This is a genomic window from Pseudomonas sp. KBW05 (assembly GCF_003852405.1).
Taxonomy (GTDB): Bacteria; Pseudomonadota; Gammaproteobacteria; order Pseudomonadales; family Pseudomonadaceae; genus Aquipseudomonas.
This window is the reverse complement of sequence record NZ_QAJM01000003.1, coordinates 285838-311646: the sequence shown is the minus strand read 5'-3', so window position 1 is coordinate 311646 and position 25809 is coordinate 285838. Positions and strand designations below refer to the sequence as shown.

Genomic DNA, 25809 nt, shown 5'->3' with positions numbered 1-25809 from the left:
CTGCAGCCCGCAGAAATGGGGCTTGGCGAGGGATTGTGACGGTTAAAATAACTGCGCGACCGACCGCGGATTTTGCCCCGATAGCGTGCAAAGCCGGCCAACTGACGTTCGGCAGCCGCCAGCGGTGCCGTTTCGGGTGCCGTTGGCGACGGTTTACGCTAGAATGCACGGCCTCAAAGCACACCCCTTCCCGAGGCTGTCCCGAAGATGTTGATCCTGCGCGGCGCTCCTGCCCTTTCTGCCTTTCGCCACAGCAAACTCCTTGAACAACTGAGCCAGAAGGTTCCAGCGGTTACAGGCCTGTATGCTGAATTTGCTCACTTCGCCGAAACCACCGGCGTCTTGACCGCCGACGAACAGCAAGTGCTGGCACGCCTTCTGAAGTACGGCCCAAGCGTTCCCGTTCAAGAGCCGACCGGCCGCTTGTTCCTGGTTCTGCCACGGTTCGGCACCATCTCGCCCTGGTCGAGCAAGGCCAGCGATATCGCCCGCAACTGCGGCCTGGAGAAAATCCAGCGCCTGGAGCGTGGTATTGCCTTCTATGTCGCTGGCCAGTTCAGCGATGCCGAAGCCGAGCTGATCGCCAGCAGCCTGCACGACCGCATGACCCAGATCATCGTCAGCCAGCTGGAACAGGCTGCCGGCCTGTTCAGCCACGCCGAACCCAAGCCGCTGACCGCGATTGACGTGCTCGGTGGCGGTCGCGCCGCCCTCGAGAAGGCCAACACCGAACTCGGCCTGGCCCTGGCCGACGACGAAATCGACTACCTGGTCAACGCCTTCAACGGCTTGCAGCGCAACCCGCACGACATCGAACTGATGATGTTTGCCCAGGCCAACTCCGAGCACTGCCGTCACAAGATCTTCAACGCCAGTTGGGACATCGACGGCCAAAGCCAGGAAAAAAGCCTGTTCGGCATGATCAAGAACACCTACGTGATGCACAGCGAAGGCGTTCTGTCGGCTTATAAAGACAACGCTTCGGTCATCGTCGGTTCCGTCGCTGGCCGTTTCTTCCCGGACCCTGAAACCCGCCAGTACGGCGCGGTGCAGGAGCCGGTGCACATCCTCATGAAGGTCGAGACCCACAACCACCCGACCGCGATTGCCCCGTTCCCGGGCGCAGCCACCGGTTCCGGCGGCGAGATCCGCGACGAAGGCGCTACCGGCCGTGGCGCCAAGCCAAAGGCGGGCCTCACCGGTTTCACCGTGTCCAACCTGCAGATCCCGGGCTTCGAACAGCCGTGGGAAGTGCCGTACGGCAAGCCTGAGCGCATCGTCACCGCGCTGGACATCATGATCGAAGGCCCGCTGGGCGGCGCCGCGTTCAACAACGAGTTCGGTCGTCCGGCCCTCACCGGCTACTTCCGTACGTTCGAGCAGTCCATCACCACCCCGCGTGGCGATGAAGTGCGCGGCTACCACAAGCCGATCATGTTGGCTGGCGGCATGGGCAACATCCGCGAAGAACACGTCAAGAAAGGCGAGATCCTGGTCGGCTCCAAGCTGATCGTGCTCGGCGGCCCGGCGATGTTGATCGGCCTGGGCGGCGGCGCCGCTTCCTCCATGGCCACCGGCACCAGCTCGGCGGACCTGGACTTTGCTTCCGTACAGCGCGAAAACCCAGAGATGGAGCGTCGCTGCCAGGAAGTCATCGACCGTTGCTGGCAGTTGGGTGACAAGAACCCGATCAGCTTCATCCATGACGTCGGCGCGGGCGGTTTGTCCAACGCCTTCCCGGAACTGGTCAACGATGGCGACCGCGGTGGCCGTTTCGAACTGCGCAACATTCCAAACGACGAGCCGGGCATGGCCCCGCACGAAATCTGGAGCAACGAATCCCAGGAACGTTATGTTCTGGCCGTTGGTGCTGAAGATTTCGCACGCTTCCAGGCCATCTGCGAACGCGAGCGCTGCCCGTTCGCCGTGGTCGGCGAAGCCACTGCCGAGCCGCAACTGACCGTCACCGACAGCCACTTCGGCAACAGCCCGGTGGACATGCCGCTGGAAGTGCTGCTGGGCAAAGCCCCGCGTATGCACCGATCCGCCGTGCGTGAAGCCGAGCTGGGCGATGACTTCGACCCAAGCAAGCTGGAACTGGCCGACAGCATCGAGCGCGTGCTGCACCACCCGGCCGTGGCGAGCAAAAGCTTCCTGATCACCATCGGCGACCGCACCATCACCGGCCTGGTGGCCCGTGATCAAATGGTCGGCCCGTGGCAGGTTCCGGTGGCCGACGTTGCCGTCACCGCCACCAGCTTCGACGTCTACACCGGTGAAGCCATGGCCATGGGCGAGCGTACGCCGCTGGCCCTGCTGGACGCCCCGGCGTCGGGCCGCATGGCCATTGGTGAAACCCTCACCAACATCGCCGCGTCGCGTATCGGTAAATTGTCTGACATCAAACTGTCGGCCAACTGGATGTCCGCTGCCGGTCACCCAGGTGAAGACGCGCGGCTGTACGACACCGTCAAAGCGGTCGGCATGGAACTGTGCCCGGAGCTGGGTATCACCATTCCGGTGGGCAAGGACTCCATGTCCATGGCCACCCGTTGGAACGAAGACGGCACCGACAAGAGCGTCACCTCGCCGCTGTCGCTGATCGTTACCGGTTTCGCACCGGTCACCGACATCCGCCAGACCCTGACCCCGCAACTGCGCATGGACAAGGGCACCACCGACCTGATCCTGATCGACCTGGGTCGTGGCCAGAACCGCATGGGCGCGTCGATCCTCGCGCAAACCCATGGCAAGCTCGGCAGCCAGGCACCGGACGTCGATGACGCTGAAGACCTCAAGGCCTTCTTCGCCGTGATCCAGGGCCTCAACGCCGACGGCCACCTGCTGGCTTACCACGACCGTTCCGACGGTGGTTTGCTGACCAGCGTGGTCGAGATGGCCTTCGCCGGTCACTGCGGCCTGAACATCGTGCTCGACAGCGTTGCCGAGGATGCATCCGAGATCAACGGCATCCTGTTCAACGAAGAGTTGGGTGCGGTGATCCAGGTTCGCCAGGACGCTACCCCAGACGTACTTGCGCAGTTCAGCGCTGCCGGCCTGGATGACTGCGTGGCGGTGATCGGCCAGCCGATCAACAACGGCGAGATCAACATCTCGTTCAACGGCGACACCGTGTTTGCCGGCCAGCGCCGTCTGTTGCAACGCCAGTGGGCCGAAACCAGCTACCAGATCCAGCGTCTGCGCGACAACGTTGAGTGCGCCGAGCAGGAATTCGACGTGATCCTGGAAGAAGACAACCCGGGCCTGAGCACCAAGCTCAGCTTCGACGTCAACCAGGACATCGCCGCGCCTTACATCAAGAAAGGCATCCGCCCACAGGTTGCGGTACTGCGTGAGCAGGGCGTCAACGGCCAGGTGGAAATGGCGGCCGCATTCGACCGTGCGGGCTTCAATGCGATCGACGTGCACATGAGCGACATCCTCGCCGGTCGCGTTGACCTCAACGAGTACAAAGGCCTGGTGGCCTGCGGCGGTTTCTCCTACGGCGACGTGCTGGGTGCCGGTGAAGGCTGGGCCAAGTCGGCCCTGTTCAACAGCCGTGCCCGCGACGCGTTCCAAGGCTTCTTCGAGCGTAACGACAGCTTCACCCTGGGTGTGTGCAACGGTTGCCAGATGATGTCCAACCTCAGCGAACTGATCCCGGGCAGCGAGTTCTGGCCGCACTTTGTGCGTAACCGTTCCGAGCAGTTCGAAGCCCGTGTCGCCATGGTGCAGGTGCAGGAATCCAACTCGATCTTCCTGCAAGGCATGGCAGGTTCGCGCATGCCAATCGCCATCGCCCACGGTGAAGGCCATGCCGAGTTCGCAAGCGAAGAAGCGCTGCTGGAAGCCGACCTGTCCGGTTGCGTGGCCATGCGTTTCGTCGACAACCACGGCAAAGTCACCGAGACCTACCCGGCCAACCCGAACGGCTCGCCGCGCGGGATCACCGGCCTCACCAGCCGCGACGGTCGCGTCACCATCATGATGCCGCACCCGGAGCGTGTATTCCGCGCCGTGCAGAACTCGTGGCGCCCGGAAGAGTGGAACGAAGACGGCGCCTGGATGCGCATGTTCCGTAACGCTCGCGTGTGGGTGAACTAAGACGGTGTACAAGCTCGCCTTCTTTGTGCCCGACAGCCATGTGGAGACGGTGAAAACCGCCGTCTTTGCCGCTGGCGGCGGGCGCATCGGCAGTTACGACAGCTGCGCTTGGCAAGTGCTGGGCCAGGGCCAATTCCGCGCGATGGACGGCAGCCAGCCGTTTATCGGGCAGGTGGGCCAGGTTGAAGTGGTTGAAGAATGGAAGGTGGAGCTGGTGGTGGCGGATGAGTTGATTGTGGCTGTCGTGGCTGCTTTGAAATTCAGCCACCCGTATGAGACACCGGCGTATGAAGTGTGGCAGTTGGCGGATTTTTGATTCGCAGGCTGCAAAAACAAGAAACCCGCTGGGCCAGTTTGGCCAGCGGGTTTTTTGTTGGCTGTGAGGGCCTCATCGCAGGCAAGCCAGCTCCCACATTTGACCGTATTCACAGATCAAAAATGTGGGAGCGGGCTTGCTCGCGAATGCGGCAGTTCAGGCACCCAGGATTTAAGCCCCAGCCCCAACCTGCCGACCACTGACCAACCGCTCCAACGCCTCACCCAATCCCGAAGCCTTGTCACCAATCAGCAAGTGCCAAACACCGCTGTCCAGTTGGCTCACACCTTGGCAACCCAGTGCAGTCAGATCCGCTTCGGACAATACCGAGTCATCGCCCAGTTCCACCCGCAACCGCGTCATCGCCACCGCTTCCAACTGCCGCACATTTGCCCGGCCACCCAAGGCATTCAGCCATTTCTCGGCTTCCTGCACATTCACCGCCACCGGCTTATCCACAGGCGCAACGATCACCGGCGCACTGGCGACAAATGAAGGCATGGCCAAGCGAATCTCATCGGCAATGCTATCGGCCATCGGCCCGACCACGACCTGCAAACTGCCGCCATTCCCAGGCCTAACCACGGCCATGGCGCCCAATGCTTTCAACTCTGTATCCACCGCTTTGTTGCGATCCACCATGTCCAGGCGCAGGCGCGTCGTGCACGCGCCCACACTCAACAGGTTCGAAGCACCGCCCAATGCACGGATGTACGCGCTGGCCCGCTGGTTATCGGTCATCACCTCGGCCTGCACCACCTGGATATCCTCACGCCCCGGCGTCTTCAGATTGAACCGGCGAATGCAGTAGCTGAACACGCTGTAATAAATCAGCGCATACGCCAACCCCACCGGGACCACCAACCAGCCATTGGTGGACTTGCCCCAACCCAACACCATGTCGATAAACCCACCGGAGAAGGTAAAGCCCAGGTGGATATCCAGCAGGTTGGTCACCGCCATCGACAGCCCGGTGAGCAGCGCATGGATCAGGTACAGGAACGGCGCGAGGAACATGAATGCAAATTCAATCGGCTCGGTCACCCCGGTCAGGAACGAGGTCAGCGCCATCGACAGGAAAATCCCGCCCATCACCTTGCGTCGCTCTGGCAGCGCATTGCGGTACATCGCCAGGCACGCCGCCGGCAGGCCGAACAGCATTACCGGGAACATGCCAGTCATGAACTGGCCGCCTTTCGGGTCGCCGGCGAAGTAGCGAGTGAGGTCGCCGGTGACCACCGCGCCGGTCAGCGGGTCGGTAAAGCTGCCAAACACAAACCACGCCATATTGTTGAGGATATGGTGCAGCCCGGTGACGATCAGCAGGCGGTTGAACACACCAAACACGAACGCACCGAGGCTGCCGCTCTCCATCAGCAACACGCCAAAACCATTGATGCCGTGCTGGATCGGCGGCCAGATCAAGCCAAAGATCACCCCCAGCCCGACCGCCGAGAACCCGGTGACAATCGGCACAAAGCGTCGCCCACCGAAGAACGCCAGGTACTCTGGCAGCTTGATGTCCTTGAAGCGGTTATACAGCCCGCCCGCCATCAGGCCGCTGGCGATACCCGCGAGCATGCCCATGTTGATGCTCGTATCCATCACCTTGAGGGTGGAGATCATCACCAGGTAACCGATCGCCCCGGCCAGGCCCGCCGTGCCGTTGTTGTCGCGGGCGAAACCCACGGCAATGCCGATGGCGAAGATCAGCGCCAGGTTGGCGAAGATCGCCTGCCCGGCGTCGTGCATCACCGCGATGTTCAGCAGGTCGGTGTCGCCCAGGCGCAGCAGCAGGCCGGCGATGGGCAGGATCGCAATCGGCAGCATCAGCGCGCGGCCGAGGCGTTGCAGGCCTTCGATAAAGTGTTGGTACATGGCGTGTCTCCCTATTCTTGTTGTTTTCAGCTCAGCGGCCAGTGGTGTTGACAGGCTTGGCGCACGGCCTTGGCGCTGCTCAGGTCGAGCAGGCCCTGGCTCAGTTGCCGGCATTGCGCCGCGTCCAGGTGGCGGACGCGGTCCTTGATTTCGCCGATCTGCGGCGGGCTCACCGACAGCTCGCTGACGCCCAGGCCGATCAGCACCGGCGTGGCCAGTGGGTCGGAGGCGAGGGCGCCGCACACGCCAACCCAACGGCCATGCTTGGCTGCGCCCGCGCAGGTCTGGGCGATCAGCCGCAGCAGCGCCGGGTGCAAGGCATCGACGCGGGCGGCGAGGCCGGCGTGGTCGCGGTCCATGGCCAGGGTGTACTGGGACAGGTCGTTGGTGCCGATGGAGAGGAAGTCCGCGTGCTTGGCCAATTGCTCGGCCAGCAGCGCGGCGGCGGGCACTTCGATCATCACCCCGAGTTCCGGGCGTTGGGTCAGTTCAAGCTCCACGCATAACTCATCCAGGCGCTGGCGGATCTGCAGCAGCTCATCCACTTCGCTGACCATCGGCAACAGGATGCGACAACGCTCCAGCGGCGAGACTTGCAGCAGCGCACGCAGTTGTTGATCGAGCAGCTCGGGCCGCACCTGCGCCATGCGGATACCGCGCAAACCCAGCACCGGATTGGCTTCGACCGGCAGCGGCAGATAATCGAGCTGCTTGTCGCCACCCACGTCGATGGTGCGGATGATCACCGCCTTGTCGCCCATGGCATCGAGCACCGCTTGATAGGCCTGGCGTTGTTCCTGTTCATCCGGCGCGGTGCGGCGGTCGACGAAGAGGAATTCGGTGCGCAGCAGGCCGACGCCGTCTGCACCATTTTCAAACGCCACCTGGGCCTCGCTGCTGGAGGCGGCGTTGGCGGCCACTTCGATCGTCACGCCGTCGACCGTGCGGGCTGGCAATTGTGCCTGGGTCTGTTGCTGTTGGCGCCGCAGTGTCTGCGCGTCACGAATCTGGTGCACCTCGGCGTGGCGCGCTGCGCTGGGGGCCAGTTCCAGTCGGCCATTGGCGGCGTCCAGCACCACGCGTTGGCCTTGGGGCACGTCGAGTACTTCGCTGCCCAACGCTACGACACACGGCAGGTCTTTGCCGCGCGCCAGGATTGCCACGTGGGACGTCGCGCCACCTTCGGCCATGCAGATGCCGACGGCCTGTTGCGCGCTCAGCTGCAACAAGTCTGATGGGGTGAGTTCATGGGCGCTGACAATCGCCCCGGCCGGCAATTCGAAATGCCAGGCTTCGCCCAGCAATGCACGCAGCACCCGTTGTTGCAGGTCGCGCAGGTCGTTGGCGCGCTCGGCAAACAACGGTTTGCCCAGGGCCAGCAAGACCTCGCACTGGGCCTGGATTGCATCGCGCCAGGCGTGGGTGGCGGCGCTGCCGAGTTCGATGGCGCGGGTGGCTGCGTCCAGCAGTGTCGGGTCTTCAAGCAGCGCGAGGTGGGCGGCGAAGATGTCTTCTTCTTCGACGTTCTTGCGCTGGCGGGCATGGGCGAGGGTGCTGCGGATTTCGCTGCGCACCTGTTCCAGGGCGACGTCCAACTGTTGCAGTTGTTCGTCGGCTGAATGCTGGCCGGTGTCTTGCGGCAGGTCGATGCCGGTCAGGCGCACCAGTGGCCCGCACACCAGGCCGGGTGCTGCGCAGACGCCCTGCAGCACACCGGCTTCGCTATTCGCGCGGCGAGGTGCGGCCACGATGGGCGCGTGGGGTTCTTCGCCAACGGCCACTGACAAGGCGGCGACCAGGGCTTGCAGCGCCGCCTCGCAATCCTTGCCACGGCAGGTGACACGCACCTCGTCGCCTTCGCCAATGCCCAAGCCCAGCAAGCCGATCAGGCTGTCGCACGCGGCCGACTTGCCGGCGAAATGCAGCTGCGCCTGGCTACTGAAACCCTGGGCGGTCTTGCGGATCAACGCCGCCGGGCGCGCATGCAAACCGCCACGATGAGTGATGCGCACGTGGGCGCTGGCTTGCGCAGTGGAGTTATCCACAGGCGCCTCAATCGAGGCCGCCGAGCGCGCGACGATCTGCAGTAACGGCTCACCGACCTTAACGGTTTTTCCCGCCACCGACCGTAGTTCAAAGTGTTCGCCATTCGTGAGAATGATCAGGCTGACCAGGCTTTTGCACTGCCGCGCAATCCGGTCCAGATCGAACTGCACCAGCGCTTGCCCCTGGCTCACCCGCGCGCCGTCCTTGACCAACAACGCGAACCCTTCGCCGTTCAACTCCACCGTATTGATGCCTACATGCATCAATACTTCGGCACCGTTTTCGGCGCGAATCGTCAGCGCATGCCCGGTGCGGGCGACGTGGATGATCACGCCGTCACAGGGAGCGTGCAGGCAATCGTTCAGCGGGTCGATGGCAATGCCGTCGCCCATGGCGCCGCTGGCGAACACTTCGTCAGGAACGTTGCCCAGGGTCAGCACCGGCCCGCTTAACGGGGCGCTGAGGGTCAATTCATTATTGTTGTAGGACATGGGCACGGTACTCATCAGGAAAACACGGCAACCGACTCAGTGAGTGCGGGTGACTTTGCTCAGGTGGCGCGGCTGGTCGGGGTTCATGCCCCGCGCGACCGCTAGACCGGCCGCCATGACGTAAAAGCTCTGGATCGCCAGGATCGGGTCCAGGCTTGGGTGTTCGGCTCGGCTCAGGGTCAGGTCGCGCTCGGCGATATCGTCCGGTGCGGCCAGCAACACGCGGGCGCCGCGTTGGCGCATATCGGCGGCGAGGCTCAACAGGCCGGCCTGTTCGGCGCCGCGTGGGGCGAAGACCAGTAGCGGGTAGTCGGCGCCGATCAAGGCCATTGGCCCGTGGCGCACTTCGGCGCTGCTGAAGGCTTCGGCCTGGATCGCCGAGGTTTCCTTGAGCTTGAGCGCCGCTTCCTGGGCGATGGCAAACCCGGCGCCACGGCCGATCACCATCAGTTGCTGGCAGCCGCGCAGGGCGTCGATGGCGGCGCTCCAGTCTTGCTTGGCGGCTTCGCGCAGACCGTCGGGCAGGGCCTGGCAGGCTTGCAGCAAGTCGGCTTCGCCGTTCCAGTGGCCGACCAACAACGCGCTGGCGCTGAGGGTGGCGATAAAGCTCTTGGTCGCCGCCACGCTCTGTTCCGGGCCGGCGCACAGCGGTACGTGAAACTCGCAGGCGGCTTCCAGCGGCGAGTCTTCGGCGTTGACCATCGAGATGCTCAGCGCGCCGCGTTTGCGCAGCAGGCGCAGGCTGTTGACCAGGTCCGGGCTCTGGCCCGATTGGGAGAAGCCGAACGCGACTTGGCCGCTGACTTTCATCGGCGCCTGCAACAAGGTCACCACCGACATCGGCAACGACGCCACGGGGATGCCCACGTGCTGCATCGCCAAATAGGCAAAGTAGCTGGCGGCGTGGTCCGAACTGCCGCGGGCAATGGTCATCGCCACTTGCGGTGGTTGGCGGCGCAGGCGGCCGGCGATTTCTGCAAGCTGTGGTTCCAGGCGTTGCAGCTGTGCCGCGACGGCGTCGCAGGAGGCCAGGGCCTCTTCAAGCATTTTTGAAGTCAATGGTTTCTCCTTCGACCATTACGTCGGTGAGTTGCAGGGAGCGGTCCAGGCGCACGCAGTCGGCAAAGCTGCCGGGTTGCAGGCGGCCGCGTTCTTCCAGGCCCAGGTAGTCCGCAGGAAATTGCGATAGGCGTTGTGAGGCTTCGCTGATCGGCAGGCCGATTTTCACCAGGTTGCGCAACGCCTGATCCATGGTCAGGGTGCTGCCGGCCAGGGTGCCGTCGGCCAGGCGCACGCCGCCCAGGCATTTGGTCACGGTGTGGCTGCCCAGCTTGTATTCGCCGTCGGGCATGCCGGCGGCGGCGGTGGAATCGGTGACGCAGTACAAACACGGGATCGCGCGCAAGGCCACGCGCATGGCGCCGGGGTGCACGTGCAGCAAATCGGGGATCAACTCGGCGTACTTGGCGTGGGCCAGCGCGGCGCCGACGATGCCCGGCTCGCGGTGATGCAGCGGGCTCATGGCGTTGTACAAGTGGGTGAAGCTGGTGGCGCCGGCGGCGAGGGCGGCGACGCCTTCTTCATAGCTGCCCAGGGTGTGGCCGATCTGCATGCGAATGCCGCGTTGGCTGAGGGCGCGAATCAACGCGTCATGGCCGGCGATTTCCGGCGCGATGGTGATCACGCGGATCGGCGCCAGGCGCAGGTAGGCTTCCACTTCATCCATCAGCGCGGTGTGGGCGAAGTTGGGTTGGGCGCCGAGTTTTCCCGGATTGATGTAGGGCCCTTCCAGGTGTACGCCGAGAACCCGAGCGCAGCCTGTAGGACGTTGCTCGCAAAAGGTGCCGAGTTGATCGAGCACGCTGGAGATCTCGTCCACCGGCGCGGTCATGGTCGTGGCCAGCAGTGACGTGGTACCAAAGCGCACATGGGTGCGGGTGATGGTCTCGAAGGCGGCGAAGCCTTCCATGATGTCCTTGCCGCCACCGCCGTGTACGTGCAGGTCGATAAAGCCCGGCAGCAGGTAGGGCAAATCGTTGTCGGCCGGGTCGCAAGGCGTGCCTTCGATGGCGATCACCTTGCCGTGTTCGTGCACCAGGCGGCCGCGCATCCAGCCGTGGGGCGTGAGGATATTGTCTTCGGACATGGCAGTTCTCTAGGGCCGCAACTCGGCGGCAAAGTCATAGCGGCGCAGCTCTGCGACAAAGTCGTAGTAGTCGTTGCGGCAATAGGTGTCGGTGATTTCAATCGGCGTGTTGTCGGCGGTGTAGCCCACGCGGGTCATCAGCAGCATGGCGGTGCCGGGGGCGATGCCCACCAGCTTGGCGAATTCGTCCGAGGCGTTGATCGCCTGGATATGTTGCAGGGCGCGCACGATGGGTTTGCCGATGCCTTCCAGGTATTCATACAGCGAACTACCGACGGCCTGTGGGTTGGGCAAGATGGCGGCGGGCATGGCGGTCATTTCAATTGCCATCACCGTGTCGTCGGCTTTGCGCAGGCGCTTGAGGCGCGCCACTTTGTCGGTGGGCGACAGGCACAGGCGGATCAGTTCTTCGTGGGTCGGCGGGGTGATGTCGCGCTCCAGCCATTGGGAGCTGGGTACAAAGCCCTTGAGGCGCAACATCTCGCTGAAACCCGAGAGGCGCGACAGCGGCTGTTCCAGGCGCGGCGTGATAAAGGTGCCGGAGCCTTGGCTGCGGCGGATCAGGCCTTGGGCAAACAACACTTCCAGGGCTTTGCGGGCGGTGACCCGCGAAATGCTCAACTGCTCGCAGAGCGCACGTTCCGACGGCAGCGCCTGTTCGGACGTCCACTGGCCGGCATGGATCGCCGCTTCCAGTTTGCGCGCCAGTTGCAGGTACAGCGGCGTGGATTGTGTGTCGTCGGGGCGCAGGGCCAGGATGGGGTTCATCTGTTGGGTTTCCGATGCGGTTATTGGAGTGTTGTCGCCCGGTAATGGCCGGAAATTAATACCACTTAAATACCATGTCAATGCAGTCAAAACGGTGTAGGCCAAGGTTTTAACGCCCTGTAATGGGGTCTGGTATCAAGTGGTATTAGAGAGGTCTTTATCGCGCGCACAACAGCGCAGCCCGACGCGGTGAACTGGTATTCACCGGCAGACGTGTTCGGGAGGGGGGATTTTTTTTGAATTATTTTACGAACGGTACGAGATTACGGACGAATCTCGATCAGGGTGCCGTCCTTGACCAGGTTCCAGACCTCACGCATGTCCACGTTGCGCATGCCGATACAGCCGTCGGTCCAGTCCAGGGTGTGGAACCACTGCTCTGGGTATTCCTCGGTGTCGGGGGTGCCGTGGATCATGATCATGCTGCCGGGCTTTACGCCTTCACGGCGGGCGCGGGCGGCGTCGCTGATATTGGGGTAGGAAATGTGCATGGCCAGGTTGAAGCGGTCGCTGGTCTTGCGCCAGTCGAGCCAGTACAGGCCTTCTGGCGTGCGGCGGTCGCCTTCGATCAGTTTGTGGCCCTTGGGGTTCTTGCCGAGGGAAATGCGGTAGGTCTTGAGGGGCTTGCCGTCGTTGATCAGCTGCAATTGGTGGGCGGACTTGAGGACCAGGACTTTTTCGACGGTTTTACCGCCGAGGGTTTCCACCGTGGAGGCTGATGAGAACGTAGCGAACGACAGGCAGATAAGGGCGAGCAACAGACGCATTAAAACGACTTCCCTGAAAAAAGGTGCAGCCTGGAGTGTTATTTGGGCGATGGCATCATCGGCGGCACCGCTTCGCTGCGCACCGGGAACTGCTGTTGCCGGCGGTCAGCGAAAAAGCATTCTAAGGTACGCCCGACCGTGCGGAAAGCCAGCTCGGACCAAGGGATGTCGGCTTCGTCGAATAGCTGCACTTCAAGGCTTTCGGGGCCGGCGGCGAAGTCCAGGTCCACCAGTTCGGCGCGGTAGAAGATGTGCACCTGGTTGATGTGCGGCACGTCGATCAAGGTGTAGATGCTCAGGTTGCGCACGCGGGCGCAGGCTTCTTCCAGGGTTTCGCGGGCGGCGGCCTGTTCGACGGTCTCGCCGTTCTCCATGAAGCCGGCGGGCAGGGTCCAGTAACCCAGGCGCGGTTCGATGGCGCGGCGGCACAGCAGCACTTTGTCGCCCCATACTGGCACAGTGCCGGCGACGATATTGGGGTTCTGGTAGTGAATGGTCGAGCAGTGATCACACACAAAACGCAGGCGGCCGTCGCCTTCGGGGATGCGTTGGGTAACCGGTTTACCGCACTGGCTGCAGAAATTCATGCTGGGGTTCCTGGAAAGTGCGTCTATCTTGGCTTGGCGGGCAGGGCGCTGCAACAAGTTGTCGTTTAGCGACACCCCCCGGGTTTTGGGGTTGGGCGCCCGCACGCTTTGGTGCATGATGCAAGGTAGCCAACAGACCGAGATGACTCATGCTGGACGAGCTACTTCGCCGGGTAAGCAATCACACTCCCCACACCCTGGAGACCGACGGGCGTTTCCCCGAGGCCGCGGTGCTGGTGCCGATTACCCGCAGTGACGAACCTGAGCTGATCCTGACCCTGCGCGCCAGTGGCCTGTCGACCCACGGCGGCGAAGTGGCCTTCCCCGGCGGGCGCCGCGATCCCGAAGACCCGGACCTGATCTTTACCGCGCTGCGTGAAGCCGAAGAAGAAATCGGCCTGCCGCCCGGCCTGGTGGAAGTGATTGGCCCGTTGAGTCCACTGATCTCCCTGCATGGCATTCGGGTGACACCCTATGTCGGCGTTATCCCCGATTACGTCGAGTACCTGGCCAACGATGCCGAGATTGCTGCCGTGTTCAGCGTGCCCTTGGAGTTTTTCCGACAGGACCCGCGCGAACATACCCACAGGATCGATTACCAGGGCCGCAGTTGGTACGTGCCCAGCTATCGGTTTGGTGAATACAAGATCTGGGGCCTGACAGCCATCATGATCGTCGAGTTGATCAACCTGCTCTATGACGATGCCAAGATCAGCCTGCACCAGCCACCGAAAAGCTTCATCAACATCTAATAAGCCATCGTTTGAATGGCGAGCCGTGAGGAAAAACCATGAAATACCGCCTGGGCGACGCCCGCGTCGAGACGCACCCCAACAGCTGGGTGGCCCCCAATGCCACGCTGGTGGGCAAGGTCAAGCTGGAGGAGGGTGCCAACGTCTGGTTCAACGCGGTGTTGCGTGGCGACAACGAACTGATCCTGATCGGCAAGAACAGCAATGTGCAGGACGGCAGCGTGATGCACACCGACATGGGCTACCCGCTGACCCTGGGCACCGGCGTGACCATCGGGCACAACGCCATGCTGCACGGCTGCACGGTGGACGACTACAGCCTGATCGGCATCAACGCGGTGATCCTCAACGGCGCCAAGATCGGCAAGCACTGCATCATCGGCGCCAACTCGCTGATCGGCGAGGGCAAGGAAATTCCTGACGGGTCGCTGGTGATGGGCTCGCCGGGCAAGGTGGTGCGTGAGCTGACCGAGGCGCAGAAGAAGATGCTCGAAGCCAGCGCCGCGCACTATGTGCATAACTCGCAGCGTTACGCGCGTGACTTGGTTGAGCAGGAAGCATGAACCCGATTGAACGCCCCGTTGCCTCGCCGTGCGTGAGTATTTGTGCGCTGGATGACGACGATATCTGCACCGGTTGCCAGCGTACGGTGGATGAGATCACGCGCTGGGGGCGCATGGACAATGCCGAGCGCCGGGTGGTGTTGGGGTTGTGTCATGAGCGGGCGGTGGCGGGGGGGATGGTGTTTATGGTTCCGGGGAAATCTAGCGCCTGATAGATTGCTTTCGCGAGCAAGCCCGCTCCCACATTTGGACCGTGTTCCTACAGGAAAAACGCGGTCAACTGTGGGAGCGGGCTTGCTCGCGAAGGGGCCCTTCCCGACGACATATTTCCAATTGTGAAGTACCCTGTGCGGCATAACCCACAGGTCCACTTTCCCATGCTCTTCCTGATCGCCTACATCAGCAGCGTCGTGCTGATCAACTTCGCCTTCTCCACCGCCCCGCACCTGGATGTCATCTGGTCCGCCTGGGGTGGCCTGGTCTTTATCCTGCGCGACATGGTGCAAACCCGCTTCGGCCACGGCGCAATCGTTGCCATGCTGGCGGCGTTGGTGCTGTCGTATGTAACGTCCGATCCGGCCATCGCCCTTGCCAGCGCCACGGCGTTCGCCGTGTCCGAGTGCATCGACTGGCTGGTGTTCAGCATCACCAAGCGCCCGCTCCACGACCGCTTGTGGATCAGTTCGGCGCTGAGCATTCCCCTCGACACGTTTATCTTTTTCGGCCTGATCGGCGCACTCACCCCGGCCGTGGCCGGCACTGCGCTGGCGTCGAAATTCGCCGGGGTCACGGTGGTGTGGCTGGTCATGGCCTGGCGCGTGCGCAAGCGCGCCGTCGTCAACTGAGGCCAATTTTTACAGTTCATGTAAAATGCCGGCCTTTCTCCCCATGATCCGCTCCCCTGAGGACCTGAGATGACCCGAATCGGAACTCCATTGTCGCCAACCGCGACCCGCGTTTTGCTGTGTGGCTGCGGTGAGCTGGGCAAGGAAGTGGTAATCGAACTGCAACGCCTGGGCGTTGAAGTGATTGCCGTGGATCGCTATGCCAACGCCCCTGCCATGCAGGTTGCGCACCGTAGCCACGTGATCAACATGCTCGACGGCGCCGCCCTGCGTGCAGTGATCGAAGCCGAGAAGCCGCACTTCATCGTGCCGGAAATCGAAGCCATCGCCACCGCCACCCTGGTGGAACTGGAAGCCGAAGGCTTCACTGTGATCCCGACGGCGCGTGCCACTTCGCTGACCATGAACCGCGAAGGCATCCGTCGCCTGGCTGCCGAAGAACTGGACCTGCCAACCTCGCCGTACCACTTCGCCGATACCTTCGAAGACTACAGCAAGGCCGTGCAAGACCTGGGCTTCCCGTGCGTGGTCAAACCGGTAATGAGTTCGTCGGGCAAGGGCCAGAGCCTGCTGCGCAGCGCCGATGACGTGCAGACAGCCTGGGATTACGCTCAGGAAGGCGGGCGTGCCGGTAAAGGCCGGGTGATCATCGAAGGCTTTATCGACTTCGACTACGAAATCACCTTGCTGACCGTGCGCCACATTGGCGGCACCACCTTCTGTGCGCCGGTTGGCCATCGTCAGGAGAAGGGCGATTACCAGGAATCCTGGCAGCCGCAGGCCATGAGCCCGATTGCCCTGGCTGAATCCGAGCGCGTTGCCAAAGCGGTGACCGAGGCCCTGGGTGGTCGCGGTCTGTTTGGCGTGGAACTGTTCATCAAGGGCGATCAGGTGTGGTTCAGCGAAGTGTCGCCGCGGCCCCATGACACTGGTTTGGTGACCCTGATTTCTCAGGATCTGTCGCAGTTCGCCTTGCACGCTCGCGCGATTCTCGGCCTGCCGATTCCGTTGATCCGCCAGTTCGGGCCTTCGGCTTCGGCGGTGATTCTGGTGGAAGGGCAGTCGACCCAGACTGCGTTCGCCAACCTTGGCGCGGCCTTGAGCGAGCCGGACACGGCGTTGCGTTTGTTTGGCAAGCCGGAAGTGAATGGTCAGCGTCGGATGGGTGTGGCGTTGGCGCGGGATGAGTCGATTGAAGCGGCTCGGGCTAAAGCTACCCGTGCTTCGAAGGCTGTTGTTGTAGAGCTGTAACCGAGTCGCGCCCTTCGCGAGCAAGCCCGCTCCCACACTTGACCGAGTTCCAGCATGAAAATGCGGTTAAATGTGGGAGCGGGCTTGCTCGCGAAGGCGGTCTATCAGGCGACCTTGTTCAAATCATTATCCCGCGTCTCTTTCAGGCACAGCACCGCAATCAAACTAAGCAACGCTGCCGCCGACACATACCCGCCGACATAACTCAGCCCACCCATCGCCACCAGCTTGGTCGCGAAGAACGGTGCCGCTGACGCGCCCACGATCCCACCCAGGTTATACGCCGCCGATGCGCCGGTATAACGCACGCGAGTCGGGAACAGTTCCGGCAGCATCGCGCCCATCGGTGCAAACGTCACGCCCATCAGGAACAGCTCCAGCGCCAGGAACAACGCCACGGCCCAGGTTGAACCGTGGGTCAGCAGGGGCTCCATGGTAAAGCCAGACAGGATCGCCAGGATCGCGCCGACGATCAGCACCGGCCTGCGCCCGTAGCGATCACTGGCCAAGGCTGCCAGCGGTGTGGCCAGCCCCATGAACAGAACGGCGAAGCACAGCAAACCGAGGAATGTCTCGCGGCTATAACCCAAGGTCGACACACCGTAGCTCAGGGAAAACGCGGTGGTGATGTAGAACAGCGCATAGCACACCACCATCGACGCCGCGCCCAGCAGCACCGGCAGCCAGTGCTGACTGAACAGCTCCACCAGCGGCACTTTGACCGGGGCTTCCTTGGCTACGGCATTGGCGAACACCGGGGTTTCATGCAGTTTCAGGCGGGCGTACAGGCCAACCATCACCAAGGCTGCGCTGAGGATGAACGGGATACGCCAGCCCCAACTGCGGAACTGCTCGTCGCTCAAGCTCATGGCCAGGATCAGGAACAGGCCGTTGGCCGCGAGGAAGCCAATCGAGGGGCCCAATTGCGGGAACATGCCGAACCAGGCACGTTTGCCTTTCGGCGCGTTCTCGGTGGCCAGCAAGGCGGCACCGCCCCATTCCCCGCCAAGGCCCAGGCCCTGGCCGAAGCGCAGTATGCACAACAGGATCGGCGCCCAGGCCCCGATGCTGTCGTAGCCTGGCAGCAAACCAATCAGCGTGGTGCACACGCCCATCAACAGCAGCGAGGCGACCAAGGTGGATTTGCGGCCAATGCGGTCGCCAAAGTGGCCGAACAACGCCGAGCCCAGCGGGCGGGCGATAAAGGCGATGCCGAAGGTCAGGAACGACGCCAGCATCTGCGCGGTGCCGGAGGTCTGCGGGAAGAACACCGGGCCGATCACCAGCGCGGCGGCGGTGGCGTAGATATAGAAGTCGTAGAACTCGATGGCGGTGCCGACGATGCTGGCCGTAGCAACCCGTGCGGTCGAGTTGGTCGGGGCGGCGTCTGTCGCGGCCTCGTTATAGGTGGTGCTCATGGCGGTATCCCTAGCGGTGATTGCGCGTTTGGACGCGGATTATTATGGGTCGAACACCCATGGATCATGGGTTGTGCGCGGGGCGGCTCGGGATGGGAGCGAACACCGGTCAGACACGGTAAAGCGGTGCCTGGACGCTGGAAGTGCGGGTAGCACGCGGACGGGCGGGGCTTTGGTAAGCCGCAGGGATTATAGGAAGGGGTTTTGAAATACAACAAGAGGGACTGATGCACCGCAAATCAAATGTGGGAGCGGGCTTGCTCGCGAAAGCGGTGGGTCAGTCGCTGATAAGTTGCCTGATACACCGCATTCGCGAGCAAGCCCGCTCCCACATTTTTACCGCGTTGTGCCAGATAGTCAGGCGGCGATAGGCACCCGGCTGGTGTGCCAGATCAGCACTTTGCTGACCCGGTTGTCTTCGGTCTCGAGGATTTCCAGGCGGTAACGCCCAATCTTCAGGCACACCGCGCAATCGGGAATCGTCTCCAGCGCTTCGGTGACCAAGCCATTGAGGGTCTTGGGGCCGTCGCTGGGCAGGTGCCAGTTCAGGCTCTTGTTCAGTTCGCGGATCGACGCCGCGCCATCGACAATGTAGCGGCCATCGGGCTGCGCTTCGATGTGAGGGTTGTCCGCACCCTGTTCGTTTTCGAATTCGCCGACGATTTCTTCAAGGATGTCTTCCAGGGTGACAATGCCCAGCACTTCGCCGTATTCGTCCACAACCATGCCCAGGCGGCGCTGTTGCTTGTGGAAGTTCAGCAGTTGCAGTTGCAGCGGCGTGCTTTCTGGGACGAAGTAGGGCTCGTGGCAGGCGGCGAGCAATGCCTCTTTGGTCAGGCTGGCGTCGGGCAGCAGGTGTTGGATCTGCCGGGTGTTGAGCACGGCTTCGACCTGGTTGATATCGCTGTGGAACACCGGCAGGCGGGTGCGCTGGGAAGTGCGTAGTTGCTCGATGATCTCGTCGATCGGGTCATCCAGGTTGATGCCGTCCACTTCGCTGCGCGGTACCAGGATGTCGTTGACGGTGATGTTGTCCAAGGCGTGGATGCCCGGCATGCCGGGCGTGCGGCCTTCGTCGGCCTGGGGCTCGGGTTCGTCATCATGATCCGGCAGCGGCTCGTCGCTCTTTTTCACCACGCCGGACTTGCGGGCGAACGGGCGCAGCAGCAACAGGCTGATGCCGTTGAGCAGCCAGGCCAGGGGGTAAAGGATTTTCAGGGGGACGCCCAGCAGCGTATTGCCAAAGCCCAGCACTGCCTGCGGATAGCGCGTGGCGAGGGCACGGGGCAGGTAGTCGGCGAGGATCAGCAGGATCGCGCAGGAAATCATCCAGCCCAGCCAGGGGCCGTTTTGCGCCCAGGCGTAGATCGCCAGCAGCGTGCAGAGGATCACCACCGCCGCGCGGCACACGCTGTTGCACAGGATCAGGCTGTTGCGCGGGAAGTTCAGGCGCGCCGCCGCCTTGTCACCCTGGCGTGTACCGGGGCGCAGGGCCAGCAGGTGTTGTTGTGCGGCTTCGATGGCGGTAAACAGCGCCGCCCATAACACCAGCAAGGCGACTACCGCGAGCATCGGCCCCAGGGGCAAGTTGTCCATGATCGCTGCCCGTCAGATATGCAGGATGTATTCGCGGACCAGCTTGCTGCCGAAATAGGCCAGCATCAGCAGGCAGAAACCGGCCAGGGTCCAGCGGATCGCCTTGTGCCCGCGCCAGCCAAGGCGGTTGCGGCCCCACAGCAGCACACTGAACACCACCCAGGCCAGGCACGCCAGCAGGGTCTTGTGCACCAGGTGTTGGGCAAACAGGTTTTCGACGAACAGCCAGCCGGAGATCAGTGACAGCGACAGCAGCGTCCAGCCGGCCCAGAGGAAGCCGAACAGCAGGCTTTCCATGGTTTGCAGCGGCGGGAAGTTCTTGATCAGCCCGGACGGGTGCTTGTGCTTGAGCTGGTGGTCCTGCAACAGCAGGAGCAGGGACTGGAACACCGCGATGGTGAACATGCCGTAGGCCAGGATCGACAGCAGGATGTGCGCGAGGATGCCCGGCTCCTCATCGATCACCTGGACGGTGCCGGTGGGGGCGAATTGCGACAGCAGCACCGTCAGCACGCCCAGGGGGAATAGCAGGACGAGCAGGTTCTCCACCGGGATGCGCGAGCAGGCGATCAGCGTCAAGGCGATCACGGCCGCTGCGATCAGGCTGGCCGCGCTGAAAAAATCCAGGCCCAGGCCGACCGGCGTCATCAGGTGGGTAAACAGGCTGGCAGCGTGGGCCAGCAGGGCAGCGACGCCAAGGCCGACCAGCAGGCGTTTGTCCGCCTTGGTGCCTTGGGCCAGACGAGTGCCCTGATAGAGAGTCGCAGCGGCGTACAAAAGGGCGGCGGCGAGGCTGGGTAGCAAACTGGGTGACAAAGGGAGCATAAATCCTGTTAGGCAAGCCCGAAAGGCGCTGAGTTTGGCATACCCCCGCGTAACACGAAAGACTCTCAGGCCAGACAGCGGGTGTGCATGGCGGCAGTCTTCGCTATAATCCGCGACCTGCCCACGCCGCAGGCTCGCCGAGCGCTGTTTTTAATAGCGATTTACCACAGCCTGGGCCGTCATTACCTCGGTCTACCACTGCATTTCGATGAGTAGGGCCTGAAAGGAACGCGCATGTTTGAAAACTTGACTGACCGTCTCTCGCAGACGCTGCGCCACGTAACCGGCAAGGCCAAGCTGACCGAGGACAATATCAAAGACACCCTGCGTGAAGTGCGCATGGCGTTGCTGGAAGCCGACGTGGCCTTGCCAGTGGTGAAGGACTTCGTCAACTCGGTCAAAGAGCGCGCAGTGGGCACCGAAGTGTCCCGCAGCCTGACGCCGGGCCAGGCCTTCGTGAAGATCGTCCAGGCCGAACTCGAAAGCCTGATGGGCGCGGCCAACGAAGACCTGAACCTCAGCGCCGTGCCACCGGCCGTCGTGCTGATGGCCGGTCTGCAAGGTGCGGGCAAGACCACCACCGCCGGCAAGCTGGCGCGCTTCCTTAAAGAGCGCAAGAAGAAGTCCGTGATGGTGGTGTCGGCCGACGTCTACCGTCCGGCGGCGATTAAACAGCTGGAAATGCTCGCGGGCGAAGTGGGCGTGACCTTCTTCCCGTCCGACCTGAGCCAGAAGCCGGTCGATATCGCCAACGCGGCTATTAAAGAAGCCAAGCTCAAGTTCATCGACGTCGTGATCGTCGATACCGCCGGTCGCCTGCACATCGATGAAGAGATGATGGGCGAGATCAAGGCGCTGCATGCCGCGATCAACCCGGTCGAGACGCTGTTCGTGGTCGACGCCATGACCGGCCAGGATGCGGCCAACACCGCCAAGGCCTTTGGTGATGCACTGCCGCTGACCGGCGTGATCCTCACCAAGGTCGACGGCGACGCCCGTGGTGGTGCCGCGCTGTCGGTACGTGCCATTACCGGCAAACCGATCAAGTTCATCGGTATGGGCGAGAAGAGCGAAGCGCTCGAGCCGTTCCACCCGGAGCGTATCGCTTCGCGCATCCTTGGCATGGGCGACGTGCTCAGCCTGATCGAGCAGGCCGAAGCCACGCTCGACAAGGACAAGGCCGACAAACTGGCCAAGAAGCTGAAGAAGGGCAAGGGCTTCGACCTCGAAGACTTCCGCGACCAGCTGCAACAGATGAAGAACATGGGCGGTCTCGGCGGCCTGATGGACAAGCTGCCGAACATCGGCGGTGTGAATCTGGCGCAAATGGGCAATGCCCAGGGCGCGGCAGAGAAGCAGTTCAAGCAGATGGAAGCCATCATCAACTCCATGACCCCGGCCGAGCGCCGCGACCCTGAGCTGATCAGCGGTTCGCGCAAGCGTCGGATCGCCATGGGTTCCGGCACCCAGGTGCAGGACATCGGTCGCTTGATCAAGCAACACAAGCAGATGCAGAAGATGATGAAGAAATTCTCCGCAAAAGGCGGAATGGCCAAGATGATGCGCGGCATGGGCGGTATGTTGCCCGGCGGCGGGATGCCGAAAATGTAAAGTATTCGAGCGCAAGCACGCTTGTGCTCCGACCCACAGGGATGTGGGATCTCCAGCAAACCCGCGGTTAGCGGGAGCTGACTTGCCGTTTTAACCGACGGCTCTATAGCAGATCTGAATGGCACGCCGATAGGCGCCAGAAAAAGACATTTGCAAAAGTCCGGATATTCCTTAGAATATGCGGCCTTTCGGGCACCTATGCCCGCTGTGCATTTAGATTTGCAGCACCGACTACAGGAACGATGTTCACATGCTAACAATCCGTCTTGCCCTTGGCGGCTCCAAAAAGCGCCCGTTTTACCACTTGACCGTAACTGACAGCCGCAACCCACGTGACGGCTCTCACAAGGAACAAGTTGGCTTCTTCAACCCGATCGCTCGTGGTCAAGAAGTTCGTCTGTCCGTGAACCAAGAGCGCGTAGCCTACTGGCTGAGCGTTGGCGCACAGCCATCCGAGCGCGTTGCCAAGCTGTTGAAAGACTCGGCTAAGGCCGCAGCCTGAGCAATATGAACGCGACGCCAGCTGTTGCTGATGATTTGATCGTTATCGGCAAGATCTACTCTGTTCATGGCGTTCGCGGCGAAGTGAAGGTGTATTCCTTTACTGATCCGACTGAAAACCTGTTGCAGTACAAAACCTGGACGCTCAAGCGCGAAGGTAGTGTGAAACAGGTCGAGCTGGTCAGTGGACGCGGGAGCGACAAGTTCCTGGTCGCAAAGCTCAAGGGTCTTGATGATCGTGAAGAAGCTCGTCTTCTGGCCGGTTATGAGATCTGCGTGCCGCGCAACCTGTTCCCTGAATTGACCGACGGCGAGTACTACTGGTACCAGCTGGAAGGTCTGAAGGTTATTGATCAACTCGGGCAATTGCTCGGGAAAATCGATCATCTTCTGGAAACCGGCGCCAATGATGTAATGGTGGTCAAGCCTTGCGCTGGCAGCCTGGATGATCGCGAACGCCTGTTGCCCTATACGGAGCAATGCGTGTTGGCCGTCGACCTGGCCGCAGGCGAGATGAAGGTGGAATGGGATGCGGACTTCTAAGCGTGGCTAATTTGCGCATTGAAGTGATCAGTTTGTTTCCCGAGATGTTTTCCGCCATCAGCGAGTACGGCATCACCAGTCGGGCGGTGAAACAGGGGCTGTTGCAGCTCACCTGTTGGAACCCGCGAGACTACACGACGGATCGACATCACACTGTGGACGATCGCCCATTTGGCGGTGGCCCGGGCATGGTGATGAAGATCAAGCCCCTGGAAGACGCGTTGGCCCAGGCCAAGGCCGCAGCCGGGGAGAAGGCGAAGGTAATTTACCTGTCCCCTCAAGGCCGTCAGCTGAAACAGGCTGCGGTACGCGACATGGCGAATGAGGAAGCATTGATCCTGATTGCCGGTCGCTACGAAGGCATTGACGAGCGTTTTATTGATGCTCATGTCGATGAAGAGTGGTCGATTGGGGACTATGTCCTGTCTGGCGGCGAGCTGCCGGCGATGGTCCTGATAGATGCGGTTACACGACTGCTGCCTGGAGCTTTAGGGCATGCGGACTCCGCGGAGGAAGATTCCTTCACGGATGGTTTGCTGGATTGCCCGCACTACACCCGCCCGGAGGTGTATGCGGATCAGCGTGTTCCCGACGTATTGCTAAGTGGCAATCACGCACACATCCGGCGTTGGCGTTTACAGCAGTCCCTTGGTCGGACCTATGAACGACGCGCCGATCTTCTGGAAAGCCGCTCGCTTTCTGGAGAAGAGAAGAAGCTGCTCGAGGAATACATCCTCGCGCGGGACGATAGTTAACAACGTATCGATGGTAGGTCCATTGACTTACCTTAGGAGCACAGCATGACTAACAAAATCATCCTTGCACTCGAAGCAGAGCAGATGACCAAAGAGATCCCTACCTTTGCCCCGGGCGACACCATTGTCGTTCAGGTGAAAGTGAAGGAAGGCGACCGTTCGCGTCTGCAAGCGTTCGAAGGCGTGGTAATCGCCAAGCGTAACCGTGGTGTGAACAGTGCTTTCACTGTTCGTAAAATCTCCAACGGTGTTGGCGTAGAGCGTACTTTCCAGACCTACAGCCCGCAAATCGACAGCATGGCCGTTAAACGTCGCGGTGACGTACGTAAAGCCAAGCTGTACTACCTGCGTGACCTGTCCGGTAAAGCAGCTCGCATCAAGGAAAAACTGGCTTAAGTCCAGCTTCCCGATGCAGAAAAAAGCAGCCTACGGGCTGCTTTTTTGTGCCTGAAATTTGTCTATTTGCCGGTATTTGTTAATGACCACTCGCCTTGAAGAAATCCAGCGCCGCACCGACCTTTCCGTGACCCATGTGACCAAGGCGGTGTTCCCGCCGACCACCAACCACCACAACACGCTGTTCGGTGGCACGGCGTTGGCCTGGATGGATGAAGTGTCGTTCATCACGGCTACGCGGTTTTGCCGATTGCCGTTGGTGACGGTTTCCACCGACCGTATCGACTTCAATCATGCGATCCCTGCCGGCTCCATCGTTGAGCTGATCGGCCGTGTGATCAAAGTGGGTAACACCAGCCTCAAGGTTGAAGTGGAAGTGTTTGTCGAGAGCATGAGTGCCGATGGCCGTGAAAGGGCGATCCAGGGCGTGTTCAGTTTTGTGGCGATTGATGCGGACAAGCGGCCGGTGCCGGTATTGCCTGGGTTTGTTGACTGACTTGAGACCGAGTTGCGGCTATCGCAGGCAAGCCAGCTCCCACATTTGATCGGTGTTGGGCACAAATCACTAGCCCAACACAAAACCCCTGTGGGAGCTGGCTTGCCTGCGATAGGATCTAACAGACACTACGGAAACCCGCCTGAGCCCCCATGCCCGCCATCGACCACCCCTTGATCGACCGCTTCCTCGACGCCCTCTGGCTGGAAAAAGGCCTGTCGGACAACACCCGCCAGGCTTACCGCAGCGACTTGGCGCTGTTCAATGGCTGGCTACAGGAAAAAAACCTCGAACTGCTCAACGCCGGCCGCGAGCTGATCCTCGATCACCTGGCCTGGCGCCTTGAGCAGAACTACAAGCCGCGTTCCACTGCGCGATTTCTCTCCGGTGTGCGTGGCTTCTATCGCTACCTGTTGCGGGAAAAACTGATCGCCCTCGACCCGACCCTGCAAGTCGATATGCCACAACTCGGCAGGCCGTTGCCCAAGTCGTTGTCGGAAGCCGACGTCGATGCGTTGCTCGCCGCCCCGGACCTGAGCGAAGCCATCGGCCAGCGCGACCGCGCCATGCTGGAGGTGTTGTACGCCTGCGGCCTGCGGGTGACGGAGTTGATCAGTCTGACCCTGGAACAGATCAACCTGCGCCAGGGCGTGTTGCGGGTGATGGGCAAGGGCAGCAAGGAGCGGCTGGTGCCGATGGGGGAGGAGGCGATCGTATGGGTCGAGCGTTATATGCGCGATGGGCGCAGTGAGTTGCTCGGCGGGCGCCCCAGCGATGTGCTGTTTCCCAGCCAGCGTGGCGAGCAGATGACCCGTCAGACGTTCTGGCACCGCATCAAGCATCAAGCCAAGGTCGCGGGTATCGGCAAGAGCCTGTCGCCCCACACATTACGTCACGCTTTTGCCACCCATTTGCTCAACCACGGGGCAGATTTGCGCGTCGTACAAATGCTGCTCGGTCACAGCGACTTATCCACAACCCAGATCTACACCCACGTGGCACGTGCGCGTTTGCAGGATATGCACGCCAAGCACCATCCGCGAGGCTGAAAACCGCCAATTTGTCCCGCTGCGGGCTGCCCTTGCGCCCAACTGTGGTAGGCTTTGCCGGTTAGCAAAGGGGACGGCCCAGGCCTGTGTTTCCAAGCGGCGTCA

Annotated in this window: 24 protein-coding genes; 14 read left to right on the top strand and 10 right to left on the bottom strand. The window is 61.9% G+C overall.

Annotation, left to right across the window (positions count from 1 at the left end; translation table 11 throughout):
• The first annotated feature begins 207 nt into the window (after window positions 1-207).
• On the top strand, window positions 208-4104 hold the full coding sequence (gene purL / locus DBR46_RS03445; protein ID WP_124525040.1) for a phosphoribosylformylglycinamidine synthase: 3897 nt from the start codon (window positions 208-210) through the stop codon (window positions 4102-4104).
• Window positions 4105-4108: 4 nt separating this feature from the next.
• On the top strand, window positions 4109-4420 hold the full coding sequence (locus DBR46_RS03440; RefSeq protein ID WP_124525039.1) for an NGG1p interacting factor NIF3: 312 nt from the start codon (window positions 4109-4111) through the stop codon (window positions 4418-4420).
• Between the two features lie 171 nt (window positions 4421-4591).
• Here DBR46_RS03440 and nagE read toward each other — a convergent pair whose 3' ends face one another.
• From nagE to DBR46_RS03405, 7 genes are all read right to left on the bottom strand, one after another.
• Window positions 4592-6298, bottom strand: a complete 1707-nt coding sequence (nagE, locus tag DBR46_RS03435) for an N-acetylglucosamine-specific PTS transporter subunit IIBC (protein ID WP_124525038.1) — start codon at window positions 6296-6298, stop codon at window positions 4592-4594.
• Between the two features lie 26 nt (window positions 6299-6324).
• Window positions 6325-8835, bottom strand: coding sequence for a phosphoenolpyruvate--protein phosphotransferase (gene ptsP, locus DBR46_RS03430; protein ID WP_124525037.1), 2511 nt, complete (start codon window positions 8833-8835; stop codon window positions 6325-6327).
• 36 nt (window positions 8836-8871) lie between these two features.
• Window positions 8872-9882 (bottom strand): SIS domain-containing protein, encoded by a 1011-nt coding sequence (locus tag DBR46_RS03425; protein WP_124525074.1) that lies wholly within the window; start codon window positions 9880-9882, stop codon window positions 8872-8874.
• Window positions 9875-10981 carry an N-acetylglucosamine-6-phosphate deacetylase gene (gene nagA, locus DBR46_RS03420; protein WP_124525036.1) on the bottom strand — a complete coding sequence of 369 codons (1107 nt, stop codon included), beginning with the start codon at window positions 10979-10981 and terminating at the stop codon, window positions 9875-9877. The genes DBR46_RS03425 and nagA overlap by 8 nt, the downstream gene beginning before the upstream one ends.
• A gap of 9 nt (window positions 10982-10990) precedes the next feature.
• Window positions 10991-11749, bottom strand: coding sequence for a GntR family transcriptional regulator (locus DBR46_RS03415; RefSeq protein WP_124525035.1), 759 nt, complete (start codon window positions 11747-11749; stop codon window positions 10991-10993).
• 263 nt (window positions 11750-12012) lie between these two features.
• Window positions 12013-12516 (bottom strand): murein L,D-transpeptidase family protein, encoded by a 504-nt coding sequence (locus DBR46_RS03410; protein WP_124525034.1) that lies wholly within the window; start codon window positions 12514-12516, stop codon window positions 12013-12015.
• A 38-nt stretch (window positions 12517-12554) separates the two neighbouring features.
• On the bottom strand, window positions 12555-13103 hold the full coding sequence (locus tag DBR46_RS03405; RefSeq protein ID WP_124525033.1) for an NUDIX hydrolase: 549 nt from the start codon (window positions 13101-13103) through the stop codon (window positions 12555-12557).
• A 149-nt stretch (window positions 13104-13252) separates the two neighbouring features.
• On the opposite strand from DBR46_RS03405, the gene DBR46_RS03395 reads away from it, so the two are divergent.
• The 5 genes from DBR46_RS03395 to purT all read left to right on the top strand — a co-directional run bounded on the left by DBR46_RS03395 (window position 13253) and on the right by purT (window position 16514).
• The gene (locus DBR46_RS03395; protein ID WP_017736785.1) at window positions 13253-13855 is read left to right on the top strand and encodes a CoA pyrophosphatase; all 603 of its coding nucleotides are present in this window, start codon (window positions 13253-13255) and stop codon (window positions 13853-13855) included.
• A gap of 38 nt (window positions 13856-13893) precedes the next feature.
• On the top strand, window positions 13894-14418 hold the full coding sequence (locus tag DBR46_RS03390) for a gamma carbonic anhydrase family protein (RefSeq protein ID WP_124525031.1): 525 nt from the start codon (window positions 13894-13896) through the stop codon (window positions 14416-14418).
• Window positions 14415-14630, top strand: a complete 216-nt coding sequence (locus tag DBR46_RS03385; protein WP_124525030.1) for a DUF1289 domain-containing protein — start codon at window positions 14415-14417, stop codon at window positions 14628-14630. Before DBR46_RS03390 ends, DBR46_RS03385 begins: the two co-directional genes overlap by 4 nt.
• A 165-nt stretch (window positions 14631-14795) precedes the next feature.
• Window positions 14796-15263 (top strand): VUT family protein, encoded by a 468-nt coding sequence (locus DBR46_RS03380; RefSeq protein WP_124525029.1) that lies wholly within the window; start codon window positions 14796-14798, stop codon window positions 15261-15263.
• A 69-nt stretch (window positions 15264-15332) separates the two neighbouring features.
• Window positions 15333-16514 (top strand): formate-dependent phosphoribosylglycinamide formyltransferase, encoded by a 1182-nt coding sequence (gene purT, locus DBR46_RS03375; RefSeq protein ID WP_124525028.1) that lies wholly within the window; start codon window positions 15333-15335, stop codon window positions 16512-16514.
• Window positions 16515-16618: 104 nt separating this feature from the next.
• Here the strand turns inward: purT and DBR46_RS03370 are convergent, their stop codons facing one another.
• The 3 genes from DBR46_RS03370 to DBR46_RS03360 all read right to left on the bottom strand — a co-directional run bounded on the left by DBR46_RS03370 (window position 16619) and on the right by DBR46_RS03360 (window position 20344).
• The gene (locus tag DBR46_RS03370; protein ID WP_124525027.1) at window positions 16619-17932 is read right to left on the bottom strand and encodes an MFS transporter; all 1314 of its coding nucleotides are present in this window, start codon (window positions 17930-17932) and stop codon (window positions 16619-16621) included.
• A 357-nt stretch (window positions 17933-18289) separates the two neighbouring features.
• The gene (locus tag DBR46_RS03365) at window positions 18290-19528 is read right to left on the bottom strand and encodes a transporter associated domain-containing protein (RefSeq protein ID WP_124525026.1); all 1239 of its coding nucleotides are present in this window, start codon (window positions 19526-19528) and stop codon (window positions 18290-18292) included.
• Window positions 19529-19540: 12 nt separating this feature from the next.
• Window positions 19541-20344 carry an inner membrane protein YpjD gene (locus tag DBR46_RS03360; protein WP_177413988.1) on the bottom strand — a complete coding sequence of 268 codons (804 nt, stop codon included), beginning with the start codon at window positions 20342-20344 and terminating at the stop codon, window positions 19541-19543.
• Between the two features lie 243 nt (window positions 20345-20587).
• Between DBR46_RS03360 and ffh the strand changes: the two genes are divergently transcribed.
• From ffh to xerD, 7 genes are all read left to right on the top strand, one after another.
• Window positions 20588-21964, top strand: coding sequence for a signal recognition particle protein (ffh, locus tag DBR46_RS03355; RefSeq protein ID WP_003193965.1), 1377 nt, complete (start codon window positions 20588-20590; stop codon window positions 21962-21964).
• Between the two features lie 250 nt (window positions 21965-22214).
• Window positions 22215-22466, top strand: a complete 252-nt coding sequence (rpsP, locus tag DBR46_RS03350; RefSeq protein WP_003238923.1) for a 30S ribosomal protein S16 — start codon at window positions 22215-22217, stop codon at window positions 22464-22466.
• A gap of 5 nt (window positions 22467-22471) precedes the next feature.
• On the top strand, window positions 22472-23008 hold the full coding sequence (gene rimM / locus DBR46_RS03345; RefSeq protein WP_003175898.1) for a ribosome maturation factor RimM: 537 nt from the start codon (window positions 22472-22474) through the stop codon (window positions 23006-23008).
• On the top strand, window positions 22990-23763 hold the full coding sequence (gene trmD, locus DBR46_RS03340) for a tRNA (guanosine(37)-N1)-methyltransferase TrmD (protein ID WP_177413985.1): 774 nt from the start codon (window positions 22990-22992) through the stop codon (window positions 23761-23763). Before rimM ends, trmD begins: the two co-directional genes overlap by 19 nt.
• A 45-nt stretch (window positions 23764-23808) precedes the next feature.
• Entirely contained in the window at window positions 23809-24159 is a 351-nt protein-coding gene (gene rplS, locus DBR46_RS03335) for a 50S ribosomal protein L19 (RefSeq protein WP_003175895.1), read from the top strand.
• An 82-nt stretch (window positions 24160-24241) separates the two neighbouring features.
• A complete protein-coding gene (locus tag DBR46_RS03330; protein WP_017736774.1) occupies window positions 24242-24655 on the top strand; it encodes an acyl-CoA thioesterase in 414 nt (137 codons plus the stop codon).
• 152 nt (window positions 24656-24807) lie between these two features.
• Window positions 24808-25704, top strand: a complete 897-nt coding sequence (gene xerD, locus DBR46_RS03325) for a site-specific tyrosine recombinase XerD (RefSeq protein WP_124525024.1) — start codon at window positions 24808-24810, stop codon at window positions 25702-25704.
• Window positions 25705-25809 lie beyond the last annotated feature (105 nt).

Excerpts from the sequence above, each read along its gene's own strand:
- DBR46_RS03365 (WP_124525026.1), bottom strand. The coding sequence starts at position 19,528 with ATGGACAACTTGCCCCTGGGGCCGATGCTCGCGGTAGTCGCCTTGCTG.
- ptsP (WP_124525037.1), bottom strand. The coding sequence starts at position 8,835 with ATGTCCTACAACAATAATGAATTGACCCTCAGCGCCCCGTTAAGCGGG.
- rimM (WP_003175898.1), top strand. The coding sequence starts at position 22,472 with ATGAACGCGACGCCAGCTGTTGCTGATGATTTGATCGTTATCGGCAAG.
- DBR46_RS03425 (WP_124525074.1), bottom strand. The coding sequence starts at position 9,882 with ATGCTTGAAGAGGCCCTGGCCTCCTGCGACGCCGTCGCGGCACAGCTG.
- ffh (WP_003193965.1), top strand. The coding sequence starts at position 20,588 with ATGTTTGAAAACTTGACTGACCGTCTCTCGCAGACGCTGCGCCACGTA.
- purL (WP_124525040.1), top strand. The coding sequence starts at position 208 with ATGTTGATCCTGCGCGGCGCTCCTGCCCTTTCTGCCTTTCGCCACAGC.
- DBR46_RS03385 (WP_124525030.1), top strand. The coding sequence starts at position 14,415 with ATGAACCCGATTGAACGCCCCGTTGCCTCGCCGTGCGTGAGTATTTGT.
- DBR46_RS03390 (WP_124525031.1), top strand. The coding sequence starts at position 13,894 with ATGAAATACCGCCTGGGCGACGCCCGCGTCGAGACGCACCCCAACAGC.
- trmD (WP_177413985.1), top strand. The coding sequence starts at position 22,990 with ATGGGATGCGGACTTCTAAGCGTGGCTAATTTGCGCATTGAAGTGATC.
- nagE (WP_124525038.1), bottom strand. The coding sequence starts at position 6,298 with ATGTACCAACACTTTATCGAAGGCCTGCAACGCCTCGGCCGCGCGCTG.
- DBR46_RS03405 (WP_124525033.1), bottom strand. The coding sequence starts at position 13,103 with ATGAATTTCTGCAGCCAGTGCGGTAAACCGGTTACCCAACGCATCCCC.
- nagA (WP_124525036.1), bottom strand. The coding sequence starts at position 10,981 with ATGTCCGAAGACAATATCCTCACGCCCCACGGCTGGATGCGCGGCCGC.
- rplS (WP_003175895.1), top strand. The coding sequence starts at position 23,809 with ATGACTAACAAAATCATCCTTGCACTCGAAGCAGAGCAGATGACCAAA.
- DBR46_RS03330 (WP_017736774.1), top strand. The coding sequence starts at position 24,242 with ATGACCACTCGCCTTGAAGAAATCCAGCGCCGCACCGACCTTTCCGTG.
- DBR46_RS03380 (WP_124525029.1), top strand. The coding sequence starts at position 14,796 with ATGCTCTTCCTGATCGCCTACATCAGCAGCGTCGTGCTGATCAACTTC.
- purT (WP_124525028.1), top strand. The coding sequence starts at position 15,333 with ATGACCCGAATCGGAACTCCATTGTCGCCAACCGCGACCCGCGTTTTG.
- DBR46_RS03415 (WP_124525035.1), bottom strand. The coding sequence starts at position 11,749 with ATGAACCCCATCCTGGCCCTGCGCCCCGACGACACACAATCCACGCCG.
- rpsP (WP_003238923.1), top strand. The coding sequence starts at position 22,215 with ATGCTAACAATCCGTCTTGCCCTTGGCGGCTCCAAAAAGCGCCCGTTT.
- xerD (WP_124525024.1), top strand. The coding sequence starts at position 24,808 with ATGCCCGCCATCGACCACCCCTTGATCGACCGCTTCCTCGACGCCCTC.
- DBR46_RS03370 (WP_124525027.1), bottom strand. The coding sequence starts at position 17,932 with ATGAGCACCACCTATAACGAGGCCGCGACAGACGCCGCCCCGACCAAC.
- DBR46_RS03410 (WP_124525034.1), bottom strand. The coding sequence starts at position 12,516 with ATGCGTCTGTTGCTCGCCCTTATCTGCCTGTCGTTCGCTACGTTCTCA.
- DBR46_RS03395 (WP_017736785.1), top strand. The coding sequence starts at position 13,253 with ATGCTGGACGAGCTACTTCGCCGGGTAAGCAATCACACTCCCCACACC.